25 protein-coding genes are annotated in these 25,043 nt (G+C 58.5%); 14 read left to right on the plus strand and 11 right to left on the minus strand.

Annotation, left to right across the window (positions count from 1 at the left end; all coding sequences use genetic code 11):
- Positions 1 to 114: 114 nt before the first annotated feature.
- On the plus strand, positions 115 to 3,219 hold the full coding sequence (locus ACJ8MK_RS18450; RefSeq protein WP_442517967.1) for a DUF4214 domain-containing protein: 3,105 nt from the start codon (positions 115 to 117) through the stop codon (positions 3,217 to 3,219).
- 76 nt (positions 3,220 to 3,295) lie between these two features.
- Here the strand turns inward: ACJ8MK_RS18450 and tyrS are convergent, their stop codons facing one another.
- The 4 genes from tyrS to anmK all read right to left on the minus strand — a co-directional run bounded on the left by tyrS (position 3,296) and on the right by anmK (position 6,921).
- Complete coding sequence (gene tyrS, locus ACJ8MK_RS18455) at positions 3,296 to 4,570, minus strand: tyrosine--tRNA ligase (protein WP_033648189.1); 1,275 nt, start codon at positions 4,568 to 4,570, stop codon at positions 3,296 to 3,298.
- A 138-nt stretch (positions 4,571 to 4,708) separates the two neighbouring features.
- The gene (pdxH, locus tag ACJ8MK_RS18460) at positions 4,709 to 5,362 is read right to left on the minus strand and encodes a pyridoxamine 5'-phosphate oxidase (RefSeq protein WP_033648477.1); all 654 of its coding nucleotides are present in this window, start codon (positions 5,360 to 5,362) and stop codon (positions 4,709 to 4,711) included.
- 89 nt (positions 5,363 to 5,451) lie between these two features.
- Positions 5,452 to 5,754 (minus strand): MliC family protein, encoded by a 303-nt coding sequence (locus tag ACJ8MK_RS18465; protein WP_004931294.1) that lies wholly within the window; start codon positions 5,752 to 5,754, stop codon positions 5,452 to 5,454.
- Positions 5,755 to 5,799: 45 nt separating this feature from the next.
- Positions 5,800 to 6,921, minus strand: coding sequence for an anhydro-N-acetylmuramic acid kinase (gene anmK / locus ACJ8MK_RS18470; protein WP_033654769.1), 1,122 nt, complete (start codon positions 6,919 to 6,921; stop codon positions 5,800 to 5,802).
- Positions 6,922 to 7,280: 359 nt separating this feature from the next.
- Between anmK and ACJ8MK_RS18475 the strand changes: the two genes are divergently transcribed.
- The gene (locus ACJ8MK_RS18475; RefSeq protein WP_028128178.1) at positions 7,281 to 7,745 is read left to right on the plus strand and encodes a glycine zipper 2TM domain-containing protein; all 465 of its coding nucleotides are present in this window, start codon (positions 7,281 to 7,283) and stop codon (positions 7,743 to 7,745) included.
- A 92-nt stretch (positions 7,746 to 7,837) separates the two neighbouring features.
- On the opposite strand, the gene slyA is transcribed toward ACJ8MK_RS18475, so the two are convergent.
- Positions 7,838 to 8,269, minus strand: coding sequence for a transcriptional regulator SlyA (gene slyA / locus ACJ8MK_RS18480; RefSeq protein WP_004931301.1), 432 nt, complete (start codon positions 8,267 to 8,269; stop codon positions 7,838 to 7,840).
- A 180-nt stretch (positions 8,270 to 8,449) separates the two neighbouring features.
- Between slyA and ACJ8MK_RS18485 the strand changes: the two genes are divergently transcribed.
- The 3 genes from ACJ8MK_RS18485 to ACJ8MK_RS18495 are packed head-to-tail and all read left to right on the plus strand — an operon-like array spanning position 8,450 to position 11,587.
- Positions 8,450 to 8,686, plus strand: a complete 237-nt coding sequence (locus ACJ8MK_RS18485) for a DUF1656 domain-containing protein (protein ID WP_049234481.1) — start codon at positions 8,450 to 8,452, stop codon at positions 8,684 to 8,686.
- A gap of 3 nt (positions 8,687 to 8,689) precedes the next feature.
- Positions 8,690 to 9,553, plus strand: a complete 864-nt coding sequence (locus ACJ8MK_RS18490; RefSeq protein WP_442517968.1) for an efflux RND transporter periplasmic adaptor subunit — start codon at positions 8,690 to 8,692, stop codon at positions 9,551 to 9,553.
- A gap of 3 nt (positions 9,554 to 9,556) precedes the next feature.
- A complete protein-coding gene (locus tag ACJ8MK_RS18495) occupies positions 9,557 to 11,587 on the plus strand; it encodes an FUSC family protein (RefSeq protein ID WP_033654771.1) in 2,031 nt (676 codons plus the stop codon).
- Here the strand turns inward: ACJ8MK_RS18495 and sodC are convergent, their stop codons facing one another.
- Entirely contained in the window at positions 11,588 to 12,109 is a 522-nt protein-coding gene (gene sodC, locus ACJ8MK_RS18500; RefSeq protein ID WP_033648185.1) for a superoxide dismutase family protein, read from the minus strand.
- A gap of 240 nt (positions 12,110 to 12,349) precedes the next feature.
- Between sodC and ACJ8MK_RS18505 the strand changes: the two genes are divergently transcribed.
- The gene (locus ACJ8MK_RS18505; RefSeq protein ID WP_033638384.1) at positions 12,350 to 14,194 is read left to right on the plus strand and encodes a polyurethane esterase; all 1,845 of its coding nucleotides are present in this window, start codon (positions 12,350 to 12,352) and stop codon (positions 14,192 to 14,194) included.
- A 60-nt stretch (positions 14,195 to 14,254) separates the two neighbouring features.
- Here ACJ8MK_RS18505 and ACJ8MK_RS18510 read toward each other — a convergent pair whose 3' ends face one another.
- From ACJ8MK_RS18510 to ACJ8MK_RS18520, 3 genes are all read right to left on the minus strand, one after another.
- Positions 14,255 to 15,151, minus strand: a complete 897-nt coding sequence (locus ACJ8MK_RS18510) for an aldo/keto reductase (protein WP_442517969.1) — start codon at positions 15,149 to 15,151, stop codon at positions 14,255 to 14,257.
- Between the two features lie 99 nt (positions 15,152 to 15,250).
- On the minus strand, positions 15,251 to 15,490 hold the full coding sequence (locus tag ACJ8MK_RS18515; RefSeq protein WP_015377731.1) for a DUF1289 domain-containing protein: 240 nt from the start codon (positions 15,488 to 15,490) through the stop codon (positions 15,251 to 15,253).
- Positions 15,491 to 15,513: 23 nt separating this feature from the next.
- On the minus strand, positions 15,514 to 16,443 hold the full coding sequence (locus ACJ8MK_RS18520; RefSeq protein WP_187325707.1) for a LysR substrate-binding domain-containing protein: 930 nt from the start codon (positions 16,441 to 16,443) through the stop codon (positions 15,514 to 15,516).
- 139 nt (positions 16,444 to 16,582) lie between these two features.
- Here ACJ8MK_RS18520 and ACJ8MK_RS18525 point away from each other — a divergent pair, with 139 nt between their 5' ends.
- The 6 genes from ACJ8MK_RS18525 to rnt all read left to right on the plus strand — a co-directional run bounded on the left by ACJ8MK_RS18525 (position 16,583) and on the right by rnt (position 22,424).
- On the plus strand, positions 16,583 to 17,224 hold the full coding sequence (locus ACJ8MK_RS18525) for an NAD(P)-dependent oxidoreductase (RefSeq protein ID WP_033648179.1): 642 nt from the start codon (positions 16,583 to 16,585) through the stop codon (positions 17,222 to 17,224).
- Positions 17,225 to 17,362: 138 nt separating this feature from the next.
- Positions 17,363 to 19,000: a phosphoethanolamine transferase EptA gene (eptA, locus tag ACJ8MK_RS18530; RefSeq protein ID WP_442517970.1), complete on the plus strand. Its 1,638-nt coding sequence runs from the start codon at positions 17,363 to 17,365 to the stop codon at positions 18,998 to 19,000.
- 103 nt (positions 19,001 to 19,103) lie between these two features.
- Positions 19,104 to 19,724, plus strand: coding sequence for a TetR/AcrR family transcriptional regulator (locus tag ACJ8MK_RS18535; protein WP_033648177.1), 621 nt, complete (start codon positions 19,104 to 19,106; stop codon positions 19,722 to 19,724).
- A gap of 89 nt (positions 19,725 to 19,813) precedes the next feature.
- Positions 19,814 to 20,917, plus strand: coding sequence for an alkene reductase (locus ACJ8MK_RS18540; protein WP_033638377.1), 1,104 nt, complete (start codon positions 19,814 to 19,816; stop codon positions 20,915 to 20,917).
- A 337-nt stretch (positions 20,918 to 21,254) separates the two neighbouring features.
- A complete protein-coding gene (gloA, locus tag ACJ8MK_RS18545) occupies positions 21,255 to 21,662 on the plus strand; it encodes a lactoylglutathione lyase (RefSeq protein ID WP_004931325.1) in 408 nt (135 codons plus the stop codon).
- A 78-nt stretch (positions 21,663 to 21,740) separates the two neighbouring features.
- Positions 21,741 to 22,424, plus strand: a complete 684-nt coding sequence (rnt, locus tag ACJ8MK_RS18550; RefSeq protein WP_442517971.1) for a ribonuclease T — start codon at positions 21,741 to 21,743, stop codon at positions 22,422 to 22,424.
- 68 nt (positions 22,425 to 22,492) lie between these two features.
- Here the strand turns inward: rnt and ACJ8MK_RS18555 are convergent, their stop codons facing one another.
- Positions 22,493 to 22,840 carry a Grx4 family monothiol glutaredoxin gene (locus ACJ8MK_RS18555; protein ID WP_004931329.1) on the minus strand — a complete coding sequence of 116 codons (348 nt, stop codon included), beginning with the start codon at positions 22,838 to 22,840 and terminating at the stop codon, positions 22,493 to 22,495.
- A gap of 416 nt (positions 22,841 to 23,256) precedes the next feature.
- Between ACJ8MK_RS18555 and ACJ8MK_RS18560 the strand changes: the two genes are divergently transcribed.
- Together ACJ8MK_RS18560 and sodB are read left to right on the plus strand one after the other, a co-directional pair.
- A complete protein-coding gene (locus ACJ8MK_RS18560; protein ID WP_033654778.1) occupies positions 23,257 to 24,075 on the plus strand; it encodes a C40 family peptidase in 819 nt (272 codons plus the stop codon).
- Between the two features lie 198 nt (positions 24,076 to 24,273).
- Positions 24,274 to 24,852: a superoxide dismutase [Fe] gene (gene sodB / locus ACJ8MK_RS18565; protein ID WP_004931333.1), complete on the plus strand. Its 579-nt coding sequence runs from the start codon at positions 24,274 to 24,276 to the stop codon at positions 24,850 to 24,852.
- Positions 24,853 to 24,913: 61 nt separating this feature from the next.
- Here the strand turns inward: sodB and cydH are convergent, their stop codons facing one another.
- Positions 24,914 to 25,003, minus strand: a complete 90-nt coding sequence (gene cydH, locus ACJ8MK_RS18570) for a cytochrome bd-I oxidase subunit CydH (protein WP_019455989.1) — start codon at positions 25,001 to 25,003, stop codon at positions 24,914 to 24,916.
- Between the last annotated feature and the right edge of the window lie 40 nt (positions 25,004 to 25,043).

Consider the following 25,043-nt stretch of genomic DNA (forward strand, 5'->3'; position numbering starts at 1 on the left):
GGACAACCGCATTTTCGGCAGAAACAGAATTTCCTCATATTTCGCCGCATTGCAATAACCCGGTTTTGAACTGTACTTGTTGATGCTTATTTCTATGTCAACACAGGGGTTAACATGAGTTTATTGTCGTCACAACAGGATGTGGCCATCCTTTTTTACGCCACGCTCGGTAAAAAAGCCGATAGCGCCGCCTTGAACTTCTTTGCCCGCCAGCTGGAATCGGGGCAGTACAGCAGAGATCAACTGGCAGAAAAATTCATCCAGTCTCAGGATGGACATCATCGCTACGATGGCCTGACAACATCGCAAAAAATTCAATACATCTATAAAAATACGACAGGCGCGGATCCAGCGCCCGCAGTGCTGGCCACGCTGGTCGCGCAAGCCAATGCAGGAAAAACGCTGGGGCTGATAACCAAGGATCTCATCGCCGGCGTGAAAAGCTATATGGGCGACGCTGCGGCACCGGTCGCACAGCAACAGCATCTGTTTGATATTATTGATACAACCTTACACCCCGCTTTGTCCCCCTATCCCGCCAACGCCGAAGCGGCAGCCGATATTCAAGCTCTGTTTTACATCGTAGGCAGCCTTGCGGTGGCGGAAGGCGTCAATTACTGGAGCCAGGTTCTGGCGACGGGAAAAGCCGAAGCCAGCTATATCGCCGGCCGTTTCGTCGAGACGCGCAGCGCGTTGACCACGTTAAGTAATGAAGACTTCGTCAAAACCGTCTATAAAAATACGTTCGGCGTTGATGCAGGCGCAAGCGAGCTCGCCAATTACGTCACCGGGTTGAATAATCATACCGAAACGCGCGGCGACGTCATCATGCGTCTGATCGCCGATATTCGTAACGACACTGCCCATGGCGCAGCCAAACAGGCTTTTCTTAATGCTACCCATGTCTACGCTGCGGGTGAGATGGCTGCGACCCACTATCAGGAAAGCGTAGCGCTGCTCTTTCTGCAACTGGGAAAAAAGGCCACGCTGGAATCAACCGGGTTGGACAGTTACAGCAAATTCCTCGCCGCGGGAAATTCCGAGCTTGATCTGCTGACCATTCTGGCTAAATCCTCCCCCTTCAAAGATGCCGCAGACTTCGCCAGGGTTTATCACGAACTGTATTACGGTCCGGCGCTGAGCGAACTGCAAAAACAGGCAATTTTGCTCAAAGCCGGCAATAATCCGCTGCAGGCGACGCTGAATATTTTGCATGCGTTCCGCAACGGGGAAGCGCCGCTGGAGGGCGGAGTCAGCCCCAGTCACGAGCAACTCGTCAATCTCGAATACAAAATTGGCAGCGAGCTGGGGTATCAGATCCGTGGCAACGTCACGATGTCGAATGCCGACGGCGCCCTCAACGGCAGCCTGAATACCGGTAAGCAACATACGTTAAGTCATGCGGAAATCAGCCAACTGCGCGAGATCACTCTTAACGCGGAGGTCGGCTCCGCGGTCGATCTCAGCTTTGCCAAATCGTTGCAAAAAGTCACGCTGCAGGGCGATTTTGCCACCAATGACGCAATGCTACAGTCGCTGAGAAACCTGAATATCACTCTCATTCTTAGCGAGGGCAATCTGCTGAACGCCCCCGAAGGGATTAACTTTACCAACGTTAAGAACAGCACCGTCGTCGCCGACCGGCTCGATATGACGACGGCGGCCACGCAAATCAATCTGGCCGCCGGGAAACATCAGCTTGTCTGGCAAGGCAATGCCACCGCCGACAGCGGCAATAGGGTCAGCAGTGATTTCAAAGCGACGGCGCTTAATAGCGATCCCGAGACATCTTACTACAGTGTCTCAGCCAATTTTTTCACCAAGGTCGTCCACCTGACGGCCAGCGCCGGCGGTGGCTATGATGCTGAAATCACAAATAACGTTAATCAGTTCCTGTACTTCAACTATGTAGATTTGACCCATTATCGCGGTACCGGAGAGATTTATCTTAACGGGCAGCGGGTCGCCACCGAAGGCAACAAGGTCTTTGACTTTGGGTTGTTCACGCAAGAAGCGACCGTCTCCCATCCGATTTATGGCAACATCAACTCGCTAACACAAGGCGAAATGGCGCAGCCCAATGCTTCGCAAAACGCTACGGGATCGGCTGGGGGGGTAATTACGGCCTACTCCGGAGATTTAACGCTGCTCAACGTCAGCAGCGGGCAATTTACCCTCGGCGGCGACTTGACCGCGAAAAGCCGTATCCATATCAGCGATACGGCGCAAAGCGACGACAGCTTTAAATTGTTCTTTACCGATGCGGCTAGCCGTACGGTAACCAACCTCAATATGGGTACTTTCAGCTTTACATCGAACCATAAAGAAACGCTCGAAATCCGTATGGGCAGCAATCTCGACATTGTGCAAAATCGCACGTTGACCCTGAGCGGCGGGGACAACTCGATTAGCACGTTGATGCTGAGCGGCTATATGTACACAGGCGATAAACCGCTGGTGCTTAATCTGACCGTCGCCGCAGATTTTAGCGATAACCTGAAGACCATCATAGGCAGCGAATTTACCGATGAACGCCGTTATTACTCCGACATGAAGCTGTACCTCGTCGCAGAAAAAGGCGGCACCGGCGGCGGCGCTTTCTACAACACGCTAAACACACTGGCCAATAAAGACGATTTCGCCCATGTCATTGCCGAACTTGCCGGCGACCAGTTAACGGTCGACCGCACCGGATTGACCGTCTATAAAGCCGACGTTAAGGGCAACACGACGCTGGATAGCGCCGGTGCGTTACATTTTACCGATAGCAAAATAGACAATATGGTCACGCTCAATACCGGCTATGCCAACAGCGTCATATCCGTGGGAGAAACCGATAACCCATGGGTTTTCTCCAAGACAGGAGACAAGACCGCAACCTTGTACGGCAGCGCCACTACCCAAGCTGAGTTACAAAATGCGTTCAGTGGCCTGAATGCGACGGACAATGCCCAAGCGCTGTTCTCGCAGGTTCTGGCGAAGATGACCAACGGCGCCAGCGCCAACAACCTGGCGGAAGTCGGATTGCTAAAGTTGGACAAATCGCTCTATGTCATCGTGGATAACAATCATAACCAAACGTTTGACGCCGATGATGTGGTGTTCTCGATCGGCAATCAGGATCCCTATCTGGCTGCCGTCTCTCTGCACTACCACTCGCCAGCCATTACCGTGAACGGTGTTGCGGCCGAAAACTCGCTGCCGGAGGCGTTTGCCTAATCTTCATCCGCGCCATGTGATAAAAAAAGCCCGGGGATCTCCCCGGGCTTTTCACGTCATATAGGCTGACTGACGCTTACTGCCAATCCACCAGGCAGTAGTGTTTCTTGCCGCGGCGCAGCAGCGTGTAGCGGCCGAACAGACGGTCCGCATCGCTGAAGCGGTATTCGGCATCCGATTGTTTCTCGCCGTTGATGGTCACCGCGTTGGAGCCGATCATGGTGCGCGCCTGGCCGCGTGACGGCACCAGTTCGGCATTCACCAGCGCCTGCTGCAGATCGGCGTCGCGCTCCAGTTTAATGGTCGGCATGCCGTCCTGCGCCAGCTGGGCGAAGTCCGCTTCGGTCATGTCGTGCAGCGCGCCGGAGAACAGGCTCTGAGTGATGCGCTTGGCGGCCGCCAGGCCTTCCGCACCGTGCACCATGCCGGTCACTTCTTCCGCCAGCACGTACTGGGCGCGCGGCGCCTTGCCGCTGTTCTTGTCTTCTTCCTCCAGCGCGTTGATGTCTTCCAGGCTCATGAAGGTGAAGAACTTCAGGAAACGGTAAACGTCGGCGTCGGCGGTGTTGATCCAGAACTGGTAGAACTTGTACGGGCTGGTTTTTTCCGGCGCCAGCCAGACCGCGCCGCCTTCGGTTTTACCGAACTTGGTGCCGTCTGCTTTGGTGATCAACGGCACGGTCAGGCCGAACACCTGCTTCTGGTGCTGACGACGCGTCAGATCGATGCCTGAGGTGATGTTGCCCCACTGATCGGAACCGCCGATCTGCAGCTCCACCTGGTGGCGGTTATATAGCTCGGAGAAATCGTAGCCCTGCAGCAGGTTATAAGAGAACTCGGTGAAGGAGATGCCGGAGTCGTCGCGATTCAGGCGCTGCTTGACCGCTTCCTTGTTGATCATCTGGTTGACGGAAAAGTGCTTGCCGATGTCACGCAGGAAGGTCAGCACGTTCATGCCGCCGAACCAGTCGTAGTTGTTGGCCGCGATAGCGCTGTTGCTTCCGCAGTCGAAATCGAGGAACGGGGAAACCTGCTTGCGGATCTTCTCGACCCACTCGTTCACCGTATCGGTGGTGTTCAGCTTGCGCTCCGCCGCTTTGAAACTCGGATCGCCGATGAGGCCAGTGGCGCCGCCCACCAGTGCTACCGGCTTGTGGCCGGCCAGCTGGAAGCGCTTCAGGCACAACAGAGGAACCAGATGGCCCAAATGCAAGCTGTCAGCGGTCGGATCGAAACCGCAATACAGTGCAATTGGCCCTTGCGCCAGTCGCTCCGCTAACGCTTCCTCATCCGTAACCTGGGCAACGAGGCCCCGCTCTTGCAGTTGTTTAATCAAGTTGCTGCTTGCCATCAATGACTCCATGTATAAACGAATGCACCTTTGCCGGTACACGGCCTTTCGCCCAGTGGCGAAATAAAAATTCAGGGTAGCGCATAGAATAAAGCGCCGGCGGCGTCAGCACCAGCGCTTAGAGGGGATTTTCCGTCTTCAGGGTGCCAGTCGGTCAATTTTCCAGTCATTCCCGTCCCGCTGATACAGGAAACGGTCATGCAGGCGATGGGCGCCGCCCTGCCAGAACTCGACGGAGTCAAATTTCACGCGGAATCCGCCCCAGAAACTCGGCAACGGCACCTCGCCCTGCTGGAACTTCTGCTTCAGCTCAAGGAATTTGCTTTCCAGCACGCCGCGCGCGGAAATGCGCGACGACTGCTGCGACACCCAGGCGCCGATCTGGCTGTCTTTCGGCCGGCTGTTGAAATACTTCAGCACTTCGAGGGTCGACAGGCGCTCCGCCTGCCCGAGGAAAATCACCTGGCGATCGAGCATGTGCCAGGGGAACAGCAGGCTGATATGCGGGTTGTGCGCCAGCTGCTGCGCCTTGCGGCTGCCGAGGTTGGTGTAGAACACCAGCCCCTGCTCATCGAAATGCTTCAGCAGCACGATGCGTTGATAAGGCTGGCCGTGTTCGTCGACGGTCGCGACGCACATGGCGGTGGGATCGGCCAGGCGCGCGTCGCAGGCCTGTTTCAACCAACGCTCGAACAGTTCGAGCGGGTTGGCGGTCAGATCGTTGCGGCGCAGGCCGCCTCGGGTGTATTCACGGCGCAGGTCCGCAACATCAAACTCACTCTTTTCAATCATCTGGGTTATCGACCAACTGAAAAAATCCGTCGTTACATTCTGCGCCTGCGGCGTCAGGAACTCAATCGCTCCGACGCCGCCGTCGACCTTCACTCCGTCAACACGCAGTCGCTCATGACTACCTTGCCGTTGCGCTCAAGATAGGCGTTACGGTCTTTCGACCAAAAAGTGTATTTGCCGTCGCTGTATTTGGCGCCGGTCAGCGCCAGCACCTGCTTGAGATGCAGCTGTTCGCCGTCCATCAGCAGGCTGACTTCGCTCGCCTTGCCGTCAAGCGCCACCGTCAGCGGCGTGGTGCCGCACTGGTAGTGCATCGTCTGGCTGCTTTGCGGCAGGATGTAGCTGCAGCCGGACAGCGCCAGCGCGCCGGCGACGAAAATGACTTTTTTCATGCTGTTGCTCCTTAGAAAAATCCTTCACAGGCTATCCTAACAGAGCTAACGGGCCCCCAATGGCAAAACCGGATAAATCCCACCCAACACCGTTTCACGGCTGGCGCCGGTCACCGAAGGCAGATTGCCGGCCTGGCCGGACAACGTGCGGAAGGCCAGCCAGGCAAAGGCCAGCGCCTCCATGTCGTCGCCGCTGACGCCAAAATCGTCGGTCAGCCCGACCTCCGTGCCCGGCAGCAGCGCCGACAGGCGCGCCATCAGCAGCGTGTTGCGCGCCCCGCCGCCGCAGACCAACAGGCGCTCGCACCCGCCGGCCAGCAATACCTGCTCGCTGATGCTGACAGCGGTCAGCTCCGTGAGCGTGGCCTGCACGTCGACCGGCGCAATCGCCGGCAATCCGGCCAGCTGCCGCTCCAGCCAGGCGATATTGAAATACTCGCGGCCGGTGCTTTTCGGCGCCGGCAGCGCGAAGTACGGATCCGCCAGCATCTGCTGCAACAGCGGCAAGCAGACTCGCCCCTGCATCGCCCAGCCGCCGTCCTGATCGTAAGGCTGCGCGCGGTGGCGCCATACCCAGGCGTCCATCAGCATGTTGCCCGGCCCGGTATCGAAACCGCGCACCGGCGTACCGGGCAACAGCAGAGAAAGGTTGGCGATGCCGCCGACGTTCAGCACCATGCGCCGCTCGACGGGATGCCCCAGCAGCGCCTGATGAAACGCCGGCACCAGCGGCGCGCCCTGCCCGCCGTAGGCCATGTCGCGCCGGCGGAAATCGCCGACGGTGGTGATATCGGTCAGCGCGGCGATGCGGTTGTTATCACCGAGCTGCATCGAGAAACGCGCGTCACCCTCCGGTTCGTGCCACACCGTCTGGCCGTGGCACCCGATGGCGGTGATCTGCTCCGCGTCGATGCCGGTTTGCTTCAGCAGGCCGAGCACCGCCTCGCCGAACAACGTGCCCAGCTGCGCGTCCAGCCGGCCGACGGCGGCCAGCGTGGTTTGCTGCCCCTGGCACATGCCCAGGATCTCTTTTTTCAACGCCATCGGCATCGGATGGCTATAGCTGGCCTGCTGCGCCACCATGCGATCGTCGATCGCGGCCAATACCACATCGATTCCGTCCAGACTGGTGCCGGACATGACGCCTATATAGCGGCCTGACTTCATAGCAACATCCTCTAACCCGCGCGGTAAGCAAAATTCATCCTGACAAATAAACCAGAATTGCCGGATTAACGCCATGAATTATGATGCTTTTTTTACGGTTCGTGAGCCAGATGCCCCCCGACGCCGCTGTGGCACGGGTTATGTGTTAAACCGTGCCATAACAGGCGACGGAATGTCGCCAAGGCTGTCATAAAGGTAAACCGCGGTTTATTATTGGTTGAACAGAGAAAAGTTAAGCTGCATGCAGCGATGAAGCATGGCGGTGTGTCAACTTTCAGCCATACTTTGTCTATCGTTTTCACTGAATCTTGCCTGGAGAGCATTGCCAGGTTATGGACTACTACCATCAGGAGTTTTGTATGATCAAGCGTCTTCTCGTCGTTGCCGTCGCCGCCGTTACGCTGGCCGGCTGTGCCAATGAATCCATGTCCGGTGATGTCTACTCGTCCTCGCAGGCCAAGCAGGTGCAGACCGTCACCTACGGGACGCTGGTTTCCGTGCGTCCGGTTAAAATTCAGGGCGGCGAAGGCTCCAACGCCATGGGGATGATCGGCGGCGCGGTGATTGGCGGGCTGTTGGGCAACACCGTTGGCGGCGGCACCGGTCGTACGCTGGCTACCGCGGCGGGCGCTATCGCCGGCGGCGCGGCAGGTAACAGCATCGGTGAAGTGGCCGGCCGTACCTCCGGCTACGAGCTGGAGATCAAAACCGATCAGAAAGAGAACATCGTGGTGGTGCAGAAAGCGGGCGACACCAAGTTCAGCCCTGGCCAGCGCGTGCGCATGGCGCGCATGGGCGACACCATCACCGTTTCCCCGCTGTAAGCCAGCCGGCGACAAGCGGCAAACCGGAGGCAATCGCCTCCGGTTTTATTTCTGATGCTGTGAAACTGTAATCGTAGAAAATAAGAATATTATTATTTGTTCTGCAGTTCGGTGATATTTTGTTCTAACTTGCCAATCAGCCCTACCAACAGATGCACTTCGTCGGCGGTAATGCCGCTTAAAATCTCACTGCGCGTAGACGTGATCACACTGTCCACTTCCCTGATGATCGGATCGGCCGCTTCGGTCAGCTTGATGCGCTTCGCGCGGCGATCGTTGGCACAGGTGTGACGCGTGATCAGCCCTTTCTCCTCCAGTTGGTCCAGCGTACGGACCAGTGACGGTTGCTCGATACCGATCGCCTTGGCCAGCTGGATTTGCGACTGCTCCGGCGGCAAGCGATTGATATTGTGCAACGTGACCCAATGCGTTTGGGTCAGCTCCAACGGCTTGAGCCGATGATCGATGAGCGCGCGCCACACACGAACTAATCGTGCTAAATCTGAACCTAATGTTGACTCCACTTCCCCCTCCTTATAATTAGCATGCTAACATTACCTCCCAGAGCTTAGACTATTTTGGGTAACTCACATTAAAAACACAAATGTATATAATGTATATTGTGGAAATAGCCACTATTTTTAGCCGCTATTGTTTAATCGTTATGCAAATATTCAACATATTCACCCTTAGGGATTGTTAATGTGAATACATCATGGTTACACACATCATCTCCCTTGCCCGATTTGGTCCTGGGAGCATCGCTTTATTTTCCACCTATATTTAAAGCTTTTTTACTAGGACTGCTCTTATGGCTGCTGATTCATCAGCTGCTGAGAGACTGGATGTATTCCGGTGAAATCTGGCATCCCATGTTGATGGACCTGTCCATTTTCGTTCTGACCGTCAGCGGTTCCTTATGGATTTTAGCGAGTTGGTAACCCATGCAGCATAAAACATTAAAATACTTCTCTACGGTGATCGTCTGCGCCATTGCCGTCTGCGCCGGTTGGTGGCTCTGGAATTATTATATGCAATCCCCATGGACCCGTGATGGAAAAGTGCGCGCCGAACTCGTCAATATCACCCCTGAAGTCTCTGGAAGATTAGAGAAAATAAGCGCGAATGACAATCAGTTCGTACCTGCGGGAAGTCTGATTTTTACCCTCGACCCGGTGCCCTACCAGATTGCGCAGGACAATGCCGAGGCCGCGGTGGCAAAAGCGCAATCCGATCTGGCCAAAGCGGACCACGAGGCTGCCCGCCGCCGCGGTTTAGCGCGTAACGTTATTTCCGCTGAAGATTTGGACGAGTCAAATTTAGCCGCGCAGGCAATGAAGGCCGCCTATAAAGCCGCCCTGGCCAATCTGGAACAGGCCAAATGGAATTTGAGCAAAACCAAAATTTACGCGCCAACCGACGGTTATATCACCAACCTGCAGGCGCGGGTCGGGAACTACGCCAACGCCGGTACGCCGCTGGTGGCGTTGGTGGATGTGCATTCGTTTTATGTGCTCGGTTATTTCGAAGAAACCAAGCTGAAGCATATAAAAGAAGGCAATAAAGCGGACATCGTTTTATATAACGGCAACACGCCGCTACAGGGGGAAGTAGAGAGCATCGGCCGCGCCATTTACGATCAGAGCGTTGACAGCAGCAACGATCTATTAATGGACGTTAAACCTAATGTTCCTTGGGTGCGTTTGGCTCAGCGCGTGCCGGTACGGATAAAATTGCTCAACGTGCCCGCCGATTTGACGCTGGTCGCCGGCACCACCTGCACCATTTCGATTCATCAGCGGAACTAAAGTGTGAACCTGCCTTTTTTGGAGTGGAGCCGCACCCCCTGGGGTAAGGCGACCGGCGGCCAATGGCGCTATGCGCTGCGCAACTCACTGGCGATGTGTCTGGCGCTATGGGTAGCCTTCGTGCTCGAACTCGACGAACCCTATTGGGCGCTTACCTCCGCCGCGGTGGTGAGCTTCCCCACCATCGGCGGCGTGATCAGCAAAAGCATCGGCCGCATCTTCGGCAGCCTGGTAGGCGCCGCCGCGTCGGTGGCGATCGCCGGCCACTGCCTGAACGATCCCTGGCTGTTTACGCTGTTCATCGCCGCCTGGATCGGGCTGTGCACCTACGTCTCCAACCATTACCAAAACAACGTCTCTTACGCCTTCGCGCTGGCGGGCTATACCGCCGCCATCATCGCCTTCGGCACGGTCAACGTCACCGATACCCAGCAAATCTTCGATATCGCACAGGCGCGGGTTTGCGAAGTGATCACCGGCATTCTATGCGGCGGGTTGATGATGATGATCCTGCCCAGCACCTCGGACGGCGAAGCCCTGCTGACCTCGCTGCGGCGCATGCAGCTGCGCCTGCTGGAGCATGCCGCCATGCTGTGGCAGCCGGAGATCACCGCGCAGATGCGCACCTCGCACGAAGGGGTCATCGGCCAGATCCTGACCATGAACCTGCTGCGCATTCAGGCATTCTGGAGCCACTACCGGCTGCGGCGGCAAAATAACCTGCTCAACTATCTGCTGCACCAACAGCTGCGCATGACCAGCGTTATCTCCAGCCTGCGTCGCATGCTGCTGAACTGGCCGGATCGCCCCGCCAATCTGATGCCGGTGCTGACGCAACTGCTGGACGAGTTGCGCGATCCCGCCACCGACAAATACCGTTTGGCGCGCCTGCTTCAGCAGATCGCCCCGCAAGAGGCTACGGACTACCGCCATCGCGCCTTCTGGCTGCGGCTGCGCGATTTCTGTTGGCTTTACCTGCGCTGCAACCGCTGGCTGCGGCGGTTGGAAAGCGCCACGGCGGTCAGCGACCTCCAACCGCCGCGCGTCACTGCGCTGGCGCGCCATACCGACAGCTACGAAGCCGCCTACAACGGCCTGCGCACCTTTTTGTGCATCGTGATCGGCTGCGCCTACTGGATCAACACGCAGTGGGACGCCGGCAGCGCGGCGCTGACGCTCACCGCCATCAGCTGCGTGCTCTACTCTTCCACGCCTTCGCCGATCAACAGCGTCAGCACCTTGCTCAAGGCGGTGCTGCTGCTCTCGGTCGCCTGCTTCGTGGTGAAATTCGGTTTGATGATCCAGATTGACGACTTCTGGGTGTTCTGCGCCTTCCTGTTCCCGATCCTGGTGACCATGCAGATGCTCAAGCTGCAGAATCCACCTTATGCCGCGCTCTGGGGGCAGCTGATCGTCTTTATGGGCTCGTTCCTGACCGTCAGCAATCCGCCGAGCTATGACTACCAGTCCTTTATCAATGACAACATCGCTAAAATCGTCGGCGTGCTGCTGGCCGGGCTGGCGTTTCAGATCCTGCGCCCCAGCTCGGACAAACGCAAAAGCCGCCGCATTATCCGCGCGCTGCGGCGCGACTTTATCGATCAGTTGAGCAAACGGCCGCAGCAGAGCGAAAGCCAGTTCGAATCGCTGATCTACCATCGCATCAGCCAGCTTAATCAAAGTCAGGATCAGGACGCTCGCACCTGGCTGCTGCGCTGGGGCGTGGTGCTGCTCAACTGCAGCCATATCGTCTGGCAACTGCGCGACTGGCAAACCCGTTCCGATCCGCTGTCGGCGGTGCGCAACGTCTGTATCCACTGCCTGCGCGGCATCATGACGGAGAAAGGCGTGCAGCACAGTTCGCTGGACGCCACGCTGCAGGAGTTGCTGCGCATGAGCAACGCGCTGGCGCACCACCCGGAACAGGCGGCGCGCGATCTGGCCGGCCTGATCTGGCGGCTCTACTGCTCGCTGCAGCAGTTGCAACAGGCGATGGGCCAGCCCACCGCCGTACCGGCCGTTAGCGGCGGATAATCATTTGATCACACCGCAGGCGAAGCGTTCTCCGCCGCCGCCGAGCGGTTGTGGATGATCCGAATGGTTGTCGCCGCCGGCGTGCACCATCAGCGCTTTACCCTCAATGTCGCTGATTTTTTTCAGCCGCGGCGCCAACACCGGATAGTTCGCCATGCCGTCGGCGGTCACATAGATGGCCGGAAGGTCACCCAGGTGCCCGTCGGCATACGGCCCGAGGTGTTTTCCGGTCTTTTGCGGGTCGAAATGTCCGCCGGCCGCCAGCGCCGCCACCGCTTTGCCGTCCTTCATGCCCGGCTCGCAGCTGCCTTTCTCATGCACGTGGAAGCCGTGTACCCCGGCCGGCAATGCTTTCAGGCTCGGCGTGAACAGCAGGCCATACGGCGTTTCGCTGATGGCCACCTTGCCGATGTCCTGACCGATCCCCTGCCCGGTCACCAGGTGCATCTCGACGTCGGTTGTCGCCGCCTGAGCCGCACCACACGCCATCAGGCCGAGCGCTGCATACCAATAACGTTTCATCAATCAGTCTCCTTAATGACTATATCGAGCTATCAGTATAGGAGAGCCTGCGCCGGCACTGTTAACCAACGCACAATCTCGCTAATTTGATTCGCGGGCCTAATATTTAACACTAATAATAATTCTACCGATGTTGGTCCTCTGACCAGCTGTCGTTCGGCTAACGTTGTTTCCCTGTTTCCACCGCCGACGCATGTGAGTTCACTTACAGGCCCGCGGCATACTTCATAAGGAACTGATATGGGCATCTTTAGCTATAAGGATCTGGACGAAAAGGCGTCGAAAGCGCTATTTTCCGACGCCTTGGCCATCTCTACCTACGCTTACCACAATATCGATAACGGCTTCGATGAAGGCTATCACCAGACCGGTTTCGGGCTGGGCCTGCCGCTGACGCTGGTCACTGCGCTCATCGGCAGCACCCAATCGCAGGGCGGCCTGCCCGGCATTCCCTGGAATCCCGATTCCGAACAGGCCGCGCAGCAGGCGGTGAATAACGCCGGCTGGTCGGTGATCAGCGCCGCGCAGCTGGGTTACGCCGGCAAAACCGATGCGCGCGGCACCTACTACGGCGAGACCGCCGGTTACACCACCGCTCAGGCCGAGGTGCTGGGCAAATATGACAGCGAAGGCAATCTCACCGCCATTGGCATCTCATTTCGCGGCACCAGCGGCCCGCGCGAGTCGTTGATCGGCGATACCATCGGCGATGTGATTAACGATCTGCTGGCCGGCTTCGGGCCGAAAGGCTACGCCGACGGCTACACGCTGAAGGCCTTCGGCCAGCTGCTGGGCGACGTGGCGAAGTTCGCGCAGGCGCACGGGCTGAGCGGAGAAGACGTGGTGGTCAGCGGCCACAGCCTCGGCGGGCTGGCGGTCAACAGCATGGCGGCGCAGAGCGACGCCAACTGGGGCGGCTTCTACGCGCAGTCCAACTATGTCGCCTTCGCCTCGCCGACCCAGTACGAAGCCGGCGGCAAGGTGATCAACATCGGCTACGAGAACGATCCGGTGTTCCGCGCGCTCGACGGCACCACGCTGACCGGGGCGTCGTTAGGCGTACACGATGCGCCCCATGCCTCCGCCACCAACAATATCGTCAACTTCAACGACCACTACGCGTCGGACGCCTGGAACCTGCTGCCGTTTTCCATTCTCAACATTCCGACCTGGCTGTCGCACCTGCCGTTCTTCTATCAGGACGGCCTGATGCGGGTGCTGAACTCCGAGTTTTATTCGCTGACCGACAAAGACTCGACCATCATCGTCTCCAACCTGTCGAACGTGACGCGCGGCAATACCTGGGTGGAAGACCTGAACCGCAACGCGGAAACGCACAGCGGGCCGACGTTTATCATCGGCAGCGACGGCAATGATCTGATCAAGGGCGGCAAAGGCAACGACTATCTCGAGGGGCGCGACGGCGACGATATCTTCCGCGATGCAGGCGGCTATAACCTGATCGCCGGCGGCAAAGGCCACAATATCTTCGATACCCAACAGGCGTTGAAAAACACCGAGGTCGCCTACGACGGCAACACGCTTTACCTGCGCGACGCCAAAGGCGGCATTACGCTGGCGGACGACATCAGCACCCTGCGCAGCAAAGAAACCTCGTGGCTTATCTTCAACAAACAGGTGGACCATCAGGTGACCGCCGCCGGATTGAAATCGGACTCTGGCCTCAAAGCCTATGCCGCCGCCACCGCCGGCGGCGACGGCGATGACGTCCTGCAGGCTCGCAGCCACGACGCCTGGCTGTTCGGCAACGCCGGCAACGACACCCTTAACGGCCACGCCGGCGGCAACCTGACCTTCGTCGGCGGCAGCGGCGATGACATCCTGAAGGGCGTCGGCAACGGCAATACCTTCCTGTTCAGCGGTGACTTTGGCCGCGATCAGCTGTATGGCTTCAACGCCACCGATAAGCTGGTGTTTGTCGGCACCGAAGGCGCCAGCGGGAATATCCGCGACTACGCCACGCAGCAAAACGACGATCTGGTGCTGGCCTTCGGCCATAGCCAGGTCACGCTGATCGGCGTCTCGCTCGATCACTTCAACACCGATCAGGTGGTGTTGGCCTAAAGATCGACGTAAAAAAGCCGGGTGCTTTCGCCGCCCGGCTTTGCTCTTTTTTACTCCGCCTTAAGGCACGTCATACCCCAGCGCCGCCTTGCGAATGCTGAACCACTGCTGGCGGTTCAGCACCAGTTTCTGCGCCTTCAGCGCCGAACGCACCCGCTCAATCTTGCCGGAACCGATAATCGGCAGCGGCGACGACGGCAGGCGCATCACCCAGGCGTACACCACCTGCTCGATGGTCTCGGCGCCGATTTCTTGCGCCACCCGCTGCAGCTCGTCGCGCAGCGGCTGGAACTCGGCGTCGTTGAACAGGCGCCCACCGCCCAGGCAGGACCAGGCCATCGGCTTGATGCGCAGTTGCTGGCACTGGTCGAGCGTGCCGTCGAGAATAGCCGGTTGGTGAATCGGCGAGATCTCCACCTGATTGGTCGCCAGCGAGAACGGCAGGCGCGACTGCAGCAGCTGGAACTGCGCGGGCGTAAAGTTGGAGACGCCGAAATGGCGCACCTTGCCGCTTTTGTGCAGCGCAACAAAGGCTTCGGCCACGTCGTCGGCGTCCATCAACGGATCCGGCCGGTGGATCAGCAGCAGATCGAGGTAGTCGGTATGCAGATGGCGGAGCGACTGCTCCGCGCTCTGTACGATATGGTCGCGGTCGGTGATGTAGTGGCCGATCGAGTTGCCGGGCTTGGCGGTGGTGGCGATGCCGCATTTGCTCACCAGCTCCAGCGACTGGCGCAGCGCCGGCTTCAGGCGCAGCGCGTCGCCGAACGCCTGTTCGCAGGCATAGCCGCCATAGATATCGGCGTGATCGGCGGTGGTGACGCCCAGTTCGACATGCTGTTCGATGAACGTCAGCAGCTGCTGCGGCGACATGCCCCACTCCATCAACCGCCAGTAACCGCAAATCATGCGGGAAAATTCAGGCCCCTGCGGCGCGAGACGAATACGTTCTACCATTGCGAAAACCTCATGACATTAGTTGTCAGTCAGCATACACAAGCCGGTGAGGCACAGGGAAGCGGTAAGCCACACGAACGTGCGGCAGATCAGGAAAGGTTAAAACAGCGACGGCTGCTCCGGCAGCGGCTCGTCGGGCGCTTTATTGGCGCGCTGCAGGCGCAGGAAGCGTTGACGGCACAGGCGCAGCACCTCGCGCTTTTGCGCGTCGCTCATGTTCATCCAGCCAAAACGCTCCTCGCGGCTGCGCAGGCAGCCACGGCAGAATCCGCGATCGTCGGCCTGGCAAATGCCGCGACACGGGCTGGGAATGTCGAAAAACTCAAGCTGCTGCGCCACGGGGCTCCTCCTACGTTCTCTTGCTAATTGAAGACGCCATCGCCGCCGCTGGCAAGTCCCTTTTCGCCATTGCGGCGAAAATAGTCGCGCAAATAGCGCAGCGCCTGGCGGCTTTTTTCCGGCACGTTGCGCTCGAGCGTCAGCGCGTGCAGCCGCAGCGGCGCCGGCCGCCACTCAGGCAACAGCAGCAACAGCTCGCCGCGCTGAAGCTCGTCGCCAATTTCATACAGCGGCTGAACGGAAATGCCCAGACCGGCGCGGGTAAAGGCGCGCATCACGTTCATGCTCTCGCTGACGATCTGCCCTTCCGCCAGCCGCAGCTTAACCTGCTGGCCGGACTGGTGCAGCAAGTCCAGATGGGCCCCGCTGTAGCCGCTGGAGATCCAGCGGTGCTGCACCAAATCCTGCGGCTTTTCCGGCACCCCATGCTGGCTGAGATAACGCGGCGCGGCGCACAGCACCATCGGCCACGCCGTCAGCGGATGCGCGATCATATTGGCGTCCGCCAGTTGACGGTTGGCCCGCAGCGCGATGTCGACCCGCTGCTCTATCATATCGACGATGCGATCGTCCGCCAGCACCCGCAGCGTCAGCTTGGGGTGCGCCTGCAACAGCGGCGCCAGCGCCTCCGCAAGCGATCGGCCGCCGATGCCGACCGGGGTGGCGATGCGCAGCTCGCCCACCAGCGTATCCCGCAATTCCGCCAGCCGCTGCTCCGCCTGCTGCGCCTGTTGCAGCATCGCCTCGCAGCCGGGGTAGAACGCCGCCCCGGCCTCGGTCAGCGCCAGACGGCGGGTGGAGCGATGCAGCAACGGCACCCCAAGCGCCTTCTCCAGCGAGCGCATGTGCTGGCTGACCGCCGACGGCGTCATGCCCAGCCGCCGCGCCGCGCCGGCCAGCGATCCCTCCGCCACCACGGTGGCGAATACCGCCATTCGATTGAGTTTATCCACGATTATGAAGTTTTACTTAATCAAGAAAGCATGAATATGGCACTAATCACGGCTATTGTTAAGGACTAGAGTAAACACCACGCAGCAGGCACATCGGCCTGCGTCACGATACTGAACCTATCCCCGAAGGAGCATGCAGATGAAAGTAGCCATTATTGGAGCAACCGGTTTTGTTGGCCGCCGCGTGGTGGATGAAGCGCTGGCTCGCGGTATTCAGGTGACGGCAATCGCCCGCCAGAAAAAAGATTTGCCGGAGCACGCCAACCTGACCGTCGCGCTGGGCGACGTTGCCGATACCGCCTGGCTGGCGGGGCAATTGCGCGGTCAGGATGCGGCGATCAGCGCCTACAACCCCGGCTGGGGCGAAGACAACCTGTATGAAAAAACCCTCCGCGGCGCCCAACAGATCCTCACCGCGGTCGAACAGGCCGGCGTCAAGCGCCTGCTGGTGGTCGGCGGCGCCGGCAGCCTGGAAGTGGCGCCCGGCGTTGAACTGGTGGATACGCCGCAGTTCCCGGAAAATATCCGCCCCGGCGCGCAGGCGGTGCGCGATCTGCGCAACAAACTGCGCAATGAATCGGCGCTCGACTGGACCTATCTCTCGCCGGCCGCCCTGCTGGAGCCGGGCAAACGCACCGGCCAGTTCCGCCTCGGCACCACGCAACTGCTGATGAACGGCGAAGCGCCGGCCAGCATTTCGGTAGAAGACCTGGCGGTCGCTATCGTTGATGAAATTGAAAAGCCTCAGTTTATTCGCGCGCAATTCACCGCCGCCTACTAAACCGCCCCACCGCCAGGCCGCCCGGCCTGGCGTTTTCCGCGCAGGCTCCGCCGCCAATATTCTGAGTTTCTAAGGTTTCCTTAAGTTTCATCCGGTAGATTTCAAAGCATTATCTACTTTCAGGATCCCGATTCGGCAATGTGGTTACGTCAACGCTTACGGTGCAACAGCCTCGGTTTTACCCTCGCCACCGCCCTGTTCTTCACTCTGTTTCAGAACGCGTTATTCCTGCATCGCGCCTGGTCGTATATCACCTTCGATAGCGTCCACAGCGTGATTTTCGCTGCCAGCATGCCGGTGGTGATCTTCTGTGCGCTGAATATCATCTTCAGCGTGTTGACCGTGCCCTACCTGCGCAAGCCGCTGATCATCTTTTTCTTGCTCGGCAGCGCCGCAGCCAACTATTTCATGTTCAGCTATGGTGTGGTGATCGACGGCAACATGATGCAAAACGCCTTCGAAACCAACCCTCAGGAGGCGACGGCGCTGCTGACGCCGCGCATGGGATTGTGGCTGGCGCTGCTCGGCATTCTGCCGGCGGTAGCGGTCTGCTTCACCCAGATTCGCCAGACTCGCCCCTGGTGGTACATGGTTGGACTGCGCGCCGCCAACGTCATGCTGTCGCTGGCGGTGATCCTGATCGTCGCCGCGCTGTTCTACAAAGACTATGCTTCGCTGATCCGCAACAATAAAAGCGTGGTGAAGATGTTGACCCCTTCCAACTTCGTCGCCGGCACCATCAAGTTTACCGAACAGCGTTACTTCACCCGCAATCTGCCGCTGGTCAAGATCGGCGAGGACGCGCGCAAAGGGCCGCTGATCGCCGGGCAGGCCAAGAAAACGCTGGTGATCCTGGTGGTGGGCGAAACCGCCCGCGCCGAAAACTTCTCCCTCGGCGGCTATCAACGCGAAACCAACCCGCGCCTGAAGCAGGACGATGTGATCTACTTCAAGAACGCCAGTTCCTGCGGCACCGAAACGGCGATCTCCGTGCCCTGCATGTTCTCCAACATGCCGCGCAAGGAGTACGACGCGACTCAGGCAACGCATCAGGAAGGCATGCTCGACGTGCTGGCGCATGCCGGCGTCAGCGTGCTGTGGCGCGATAACGACGGCGGCTGCAAAGGCGCCTGCGACCGGGTGCCGCACATCGACATGACCAAGCTGAAACTGCCGCAGGACTGCGACGGCGAGGTTTGCATGGACAACGCGCTGCTGTACAAGCTGAACGACTATATCAATGGCCTGAAAGACGACGGCGTGATCGTGCTGCACCAGATGGGCAGCCACGGCCCGGCTTACTACCGCCGCAGCACGCCAGAATTCCAGACATTTTCGCCGACCTGCAACAGCAATCAGATCCAGGATTGCAGCCATGAACAGCTGGTGAACACCTATGACAACTCCATCCTGTATACCGACGCGATGCTCGATGCCACCATCAAGCTGCTGCGGCAGTATGACGACCGGTTCAATACCGCGCTGGTCTATTTGTCCGATCACGGCGAATCGCTGGGGGAAAACGGCATGTATCTGCACGGCACGCCCTATGTCTTCGCGCCGAGCCAGCAGACGCACGTGCCTTTCCTGATGTGGATGTCGGCCGACTATCAGCGCAATTTCGGCATCGATCGCCAGTGCCTGAACGCGCTGGCGGAAAAGGGCGACGTGTCGCAGGACAACCTGTTCCACACCCTATTGGGCATGCTGAACGTACAGACCCGCGAATATCAATCCCGGCTGGATATCCTGCAGCGTTGCCGCAACGCGGCGTAAGCGCTTAACTTCCGCGTGCCGCTGGGGCACAATAGTTTGCAGACAACCGGCGTTTTGTGCGCCGGTTTTTTTATTCCCATTGACCTAGACCAATCGGTCTATTATGCTCGGCACCATGATGACCAAATCAACGCATTGCAACGTGGATACACGTGAACATCTGCTCGCCACCGGCGAAACCCTCAGCCTGCGCCTGGGCTTTACCGGCATGGGGCTGAGCGAACTGCTGGCCACTGCGGGCGTGCCGAAAGGCTCGTTCTACCACTATTTTCGCTCGAAGGAAGCCTTCGGCGAAGCGATGCTGCAACGCTATTTCGCCCATTATGACGCACAAATGCAGGCGCTGTTTGCCGACAGGCGCGGCGATGCCCGCCACCAGCTGCTCGGCTATTACGCTCAGGCCATCAGCTACCACTGCCGCAGCGAATGCCACAACGCCTGCCTGGCGGTGAAGCTTTCCGCCGAGGTGAGCGATCTGTCGGAACCGATGCGTCATGCGCTGGAAACGGGCACCGCTCGCGTGATCGGCCACCTGCAGGAGGCCATCGAGCGCGGTATCGCCGAGGGCTCGCTGTCGGTGGCCATGAGCCCCGCGGCGACCGCAGAAACGCTGTATTCACTGTGGCTCGGTGCCTCGCTGCGCGCCAAGATCCGCCACTCGCTGGCGCCGTTAACGAGCGCGCTGGAAAGCATCGAGTTGCTGCTGCGCCCGCCGCAAGCGTAACGGTAACAATTTCTTTTTATTGAAAATGCAGTTCGTGGTTTTTTATCGCCCATTACTAGACGACCGGTCTATTAAATACAGGATGCACTATGAAGACTGAAAAATTGCTCTCTCCGCTGAAGGTTGGCGCCATCACCCTGCCCAACCGCGTGTTTATGGCTCCGCTGACGCGTTTGCGCAGCATCGAGCCAGGCGACATTCCTACGCCGCTGATGGCGGAATATTATGCACAGCGCGCCAGCGCCGGCCTGATCGTGACCGAAGCGACCCAGGTTTCCTTCCAGGCGAAAGGCTACGCCGGCGCGCCGGGGTTGCATACGCCGGAGCAGATCGCCGCATGGAAAAACATCACGCAGGCAGTGCATGACAACAACGGCCATATTGCCGTGCAGCTGTGGCACGTAGGCCGCATCTCCCACGCCAGCCTGCAGCCGGGCGGGCAAGCACCGGTCGCCCCTTCGGCAATCAACGCCGAAACCCGCACCACCGTGCGTGATGAAACCGGCGCCTGGGTGCGCGTGCCGACCTCCACGCCGCGTGCGCTCGAAACCAGCGAGATCCCGGGCATCGTCAACGATTTCCGCCAGGCGACCGCCAACGCGCGGGAAGCCGGCTTTGACTTCATCGAACTGCATGCTGCCCACGGCTATTTGCTGCATCAATTCATGTCACCGGCCTCCAACCAACGTACCGATCAATACGGCGGCAGCATCGAGAATCGCACTCGCCTGACGCTGGAAGTGGTCGACGCCACCATCGCCGAATGGGGTTCCGAACACATCGGCATCCGCATCTCGCCGCTGGGGCCGTTCAACGGGCTGGACAACGGTGAAGATCAGGAAGAAGCGGCGCTGTATCTGGTGGAAGAGCTGAATAAGCGCAACATCGCTTACCTGCACATCTCCGAACCGGACTGGGCCGGCGGCAAACCGTATTCCGACGCCTTCCGCGACTCGGTACGCGCCCACTTTAACGGGGTGATCGTCGGCGCCGGCGCCTACACCGCCGAGAAAGCCGAAGCGTTGATCGAAAAAGGCTTCATCGACGCGGTGGCCTTCGGCCGCAGCTACATCGCCAACCCGGATCTGGTAGAGCGTTTCCGTCAGCACGCTCCGCTGAACGAACCTAAGCCGGAAACCTTCTACGGCGGCGGCGCCGAAGGCTATACCGACTATCCGTTTCTGGCGAAGTAACCCTTCCTGACCCCAACGGCCACGCAATCGCATGGCCGTTTTTTTGTGCGCCGCGCGCAAAAAGGCCCGCACGAGGCGGGCCGGTGTTCCCTGGTGTTGTTCTCTATTGCCGTTCAATTTTTACACGATTGCCGCTGGAATAGATAATTGATTGTGCAGATCAATTACTCTGTATCGATCGGTACGCTCGATCAATATTTAGACACCGTTGACGGAAAACTAATACGTGACATCGTCACTCACTCGTCACGTTGAATTCCCTTGCGGGACAAGGCTATACTCGCTTGTGCTTCAATCCACCCGCCGTCTGCCACGGCACTGTCAATTCAGAGGAATTATGCGCTTACTCCATACCATGATCCGCGTCGGTGACCTGCAACGCGCCATCGACTTCTACACCAAGGTATTAGGCATGCGCCTGCTGCGCACCAGCGAAAACCCGGAGTACAAATACTCCCTGGCTTTCGTCGGCTATACGGAAGAGAGCGAAGGCGCAGTTATCGAACTGACCTATAACTGGGGCACCGACAGCTACGACATGGGCACCGCCTTCGGCCACCTGGCGCTGGGCGTGGACGACGTTGCCGCCACCTGCGACAGCATCCGCCGCGCAGGCGGCAAGGTCACCCGCGAAGCCGGCCCGGTGAAAGGCGGCACCACGGTCATCGCCTTCGTCGAGGATCCGGACGGCTACAAAATCGAGCTGATCGAAAACAAACACGCCGGCCAGGGCCTCGGCCACTAAGCCTCCCCTTCAGGGCGCGCTGCGCCCTGCTGATTCTCCGCGCGATAGCGCCTGCAACCGGGCGCAAAATTTGCCATAATGCGCGCTGCATTCGATGAAGATAAGAAACTGATGGCCGAGAAAAGTGATCTTAACGCCCTGAGTGGTCGTTTTCGTGGGTTTTATCCCGTAGTAATAGATGTTGAAACCGCCGGCTTTAACGCCAATACCGATGCGCTGCTGGAGATCGCCGCCGTCACGCTGAAAATGGATGAGGACGGCTGGCTGCAGCGGGACGAGACCCTGCACTTCCACGTGGAGCCTTTCGAGGGCGCCAACCTGCAGCCGGAAGCGCTGGCGTTTAACGGCATCGATCCGCACAACCCGCTGCGCGGCGCGGTCAGCGAATATGACGCGCTGCACGCCATTTTCAAAGCGGTGCGCAAAGGGCTCAAGGATCGCGGTTGCAACCGAGCCATTATCGTGGCGCACAACGCCAACTTCGATCACAGCTTCCTGATGGCCGCGGCCGAACGCGCCAGCCTGAAGCGCAACCCGTTCCATCCGTTCGCTACCTTCGACACCGCCGCGCTGAGCGGCCTGGTGCTGGGCCAAACGGTGTTGGCGAAGGCCTGTATCGCGGCCGGAATGCCGTTCGACAGCAGCCAGGCGCACTCTGCGCTGTACGACACCGAGCAAACCGCCCTGCTGTTTTGCGAGCTGGTTAACCGCTGGAAACGTCTCGGCGGTTGGCCGCTGCCCGCCGGCGATCTCGCCGAATAAGCCCAACGAAAAAGGCGGCCCAGTTTGCACTGGCGCCGCCCGTTACGCGATAACCGCAAGCCCGTCGATTAAGACTGCTGGTCTTCCTGCGCTTTATACTTTTCTGCCGTTTCTTTGATCAGCTGCTGCAGTTCGCCGCGCTGATACATTTCGATAATGATATCGCAACCGCCGACCAGCTCACCGTCTACCCACAGCTGCGGGAACGTCGGCCAGTTGGCGTATTTTGGCAGCTCGGCGCGGATGTCCGGGTTCTGCAGAATGTCCACGTAAGCGAAACGCTCGCCGCAGGCGGACAGCGCTTGCACAGCCTGTGCGGAGAAGCCGCAGCTCGGCAGCTTTGGCGAACCTTTCATGTACAGCAGAATCGGGTTTTCAGCGATCTGGTGCTGAATTTTTTCAAGTGTCGTCGTCATTTATTGCTTCCTCAAGCCACATTTCATGGCTACAACATGCATCACGCGGGCTATTGTAGCGGCTGGAACAGTCGCAAGAAAACGCCATCTTTTGCAAGGATATTCGCCCGCCGCCGATCGCGTTTCACCGGCCACGTCATTCCGGTCAAAACATACGTTGAGAATAACATTTTTAATCCGACCATTTCACTAATATATTGCGCGGCGCTGACGGCGCGGATTAATTATATCCATAGCCCCCCGCCGGCGCTTTTTCATACACCAACGGGCTGATTTTGAACCAAAAAAAATGTCATTAACGTTTTCTCACAATATGGATTATTATTTATGAGTTCTTCGCTGTTTTATATGGCGAAATTCGGGAATACTGTAACTCTTTCGATATCCGTTTCGGGGCCAAGGTTGGTGACGTCGACATGCGTTTAATTCTTACGCTCTTTGCGCTGCTGTTTACGCAGCTCTTCTTCAATTTGGCGCACGCTGCGCCACAGGCGCGTGTTGCCGCCGAGCAGCGTAAAAGCCATGCTAATGAAGCGCGGCCCGATGACCGCAGAAAAAAGAAAGCGGACAAAACCGCTAAAAAAGCCAAAGTGACGGCCCCCGCGAAAAAAACCAAGACCGCCAAGGCGAAAAGCGAGAAAAGCGCGAAAAAGATCGCCAGTGCCAAACCCAAGGCCAAAGCGCAGAAAACCGCCAAGATTAAAGTCACCCCGCCGAAAAAGGGCTACAAAAAAGGCTACGGCCGCCACCGCGAAACCGGTATGGCCACCGCCAAGCTGGCGCGTGATGAAAAACCGTTGAAACTCAGCCCGGCGCACAAAAAACGCTATCAGCATGCCAAGCAGACCGCGATGGCCAAGCTGATGGGCCAGATGGGCAAACCTTACCGCTGGGGCGGCAGCTCGCCGCGCACCGGTTTCGACTGCAGCGGCCTTATCTATTACGCCTATAAAGACGTGGTAAAAATCAAGATGCCGCGCACCGCCAACGAGATGTACCACCTGCGCGACGCGGCGCCGATCAAGAAAAGCGAACTGGAAAGTGGCGATCTGGTGTTCTTCCGCATCAACAACCGCGGCGTGGCGGATCATGTCGGCGTTTATCTCGGCAACGGCAAATTCATCCAGTCGCCGCGCACCGGCGAAGAGATCCGCATCAGCCAGCTCGACAACGACTATTGGCAAAACCACTACATCGGCGCGCGCCGCGTAGTAACGCCGAAAACCATTCGTTAATTCCCTCTCTGCGCGGTTGCGGCCCCGGTCGCAACCGCCTGCTCAAGCTATCGCCCCTCACACCGCCTCACGCGCATTTCTCGCTTTTCTTCCTGTTTTTTATGATGAAAATTGTTAAGATTGAAAGACCACAATAAAAAACGGCCCATTCGGCTCCCGCTCCGGCGGAAAAAGAGTGGCGCTGTAAAGGAGGAAGCAATGTCGTTTGAATTACCTGCATTACCGTATGAGAAAAACGCGCTCGAGCCGCACATATCCGCCGAGACCCTGGAATACCACTACGGCAAACACCACAACACCTACGTGGTTAACCTGAACAACCTGGTGAAAGGCAGCGAGTTCGAGGGCAAATCGCTCGAAGAGATCATCAAGACCTCAAACGGCGGCGTCTTCAACAACGCCGCGCAGGTGTGGAACCACACCTTCTACTGGCACTGCCTGTCGCCACAGGGCGGCGGTGAACCGCAGGGCGAACTGGCGGCGGCGATCGTCAAATCCTTCGGCTCTTTCGCTGCGTTCAAAGAGCAGTTTACCGATGCCGCAGTGAAAAACTTCGGTGCCGGTTGGACCTGGCTGGTGAAAAAACCGGACGGCGCGCTGGCGATCGTCAACACCTCCAACGCGGCCACCCCGCTGACCGGTGAAGACAAACCGCTGCTGACCGTTGACGTGTGGGAACACGCGTATTACATCGATTACCGCAATGCGCGTCCAAAATACCTGGAAAACTTCTGGGCGTTGGTCAACTGGACCTTCGCAGCGGAAAACCTGGCGTAAGCGCAGGTTCTGAGGTGATGAGGCGCAGCCAGGCTGCGCCTTTTTTATAACCGGGGGTAAATCAGTTCAACGCGGCAACGAAGCTGAAAGCGATAATGACCGCCAACGCGCAGACGGTGGTGAACAGCGACATCTTCAATTCGGTATCCATGACAACTCCTTTAAAATGGGCTTTCCTAAGGATAAAAGGC

Source organism: Serratia sp. CY38905 (assembly GCF_052168875.1).
Lineage (GTDB): Bacteria > Pseudomonadota > Gammaproteobacteria > Enterobacterales > Enterobacteriaceae > Serratia > Serratia sarumanii.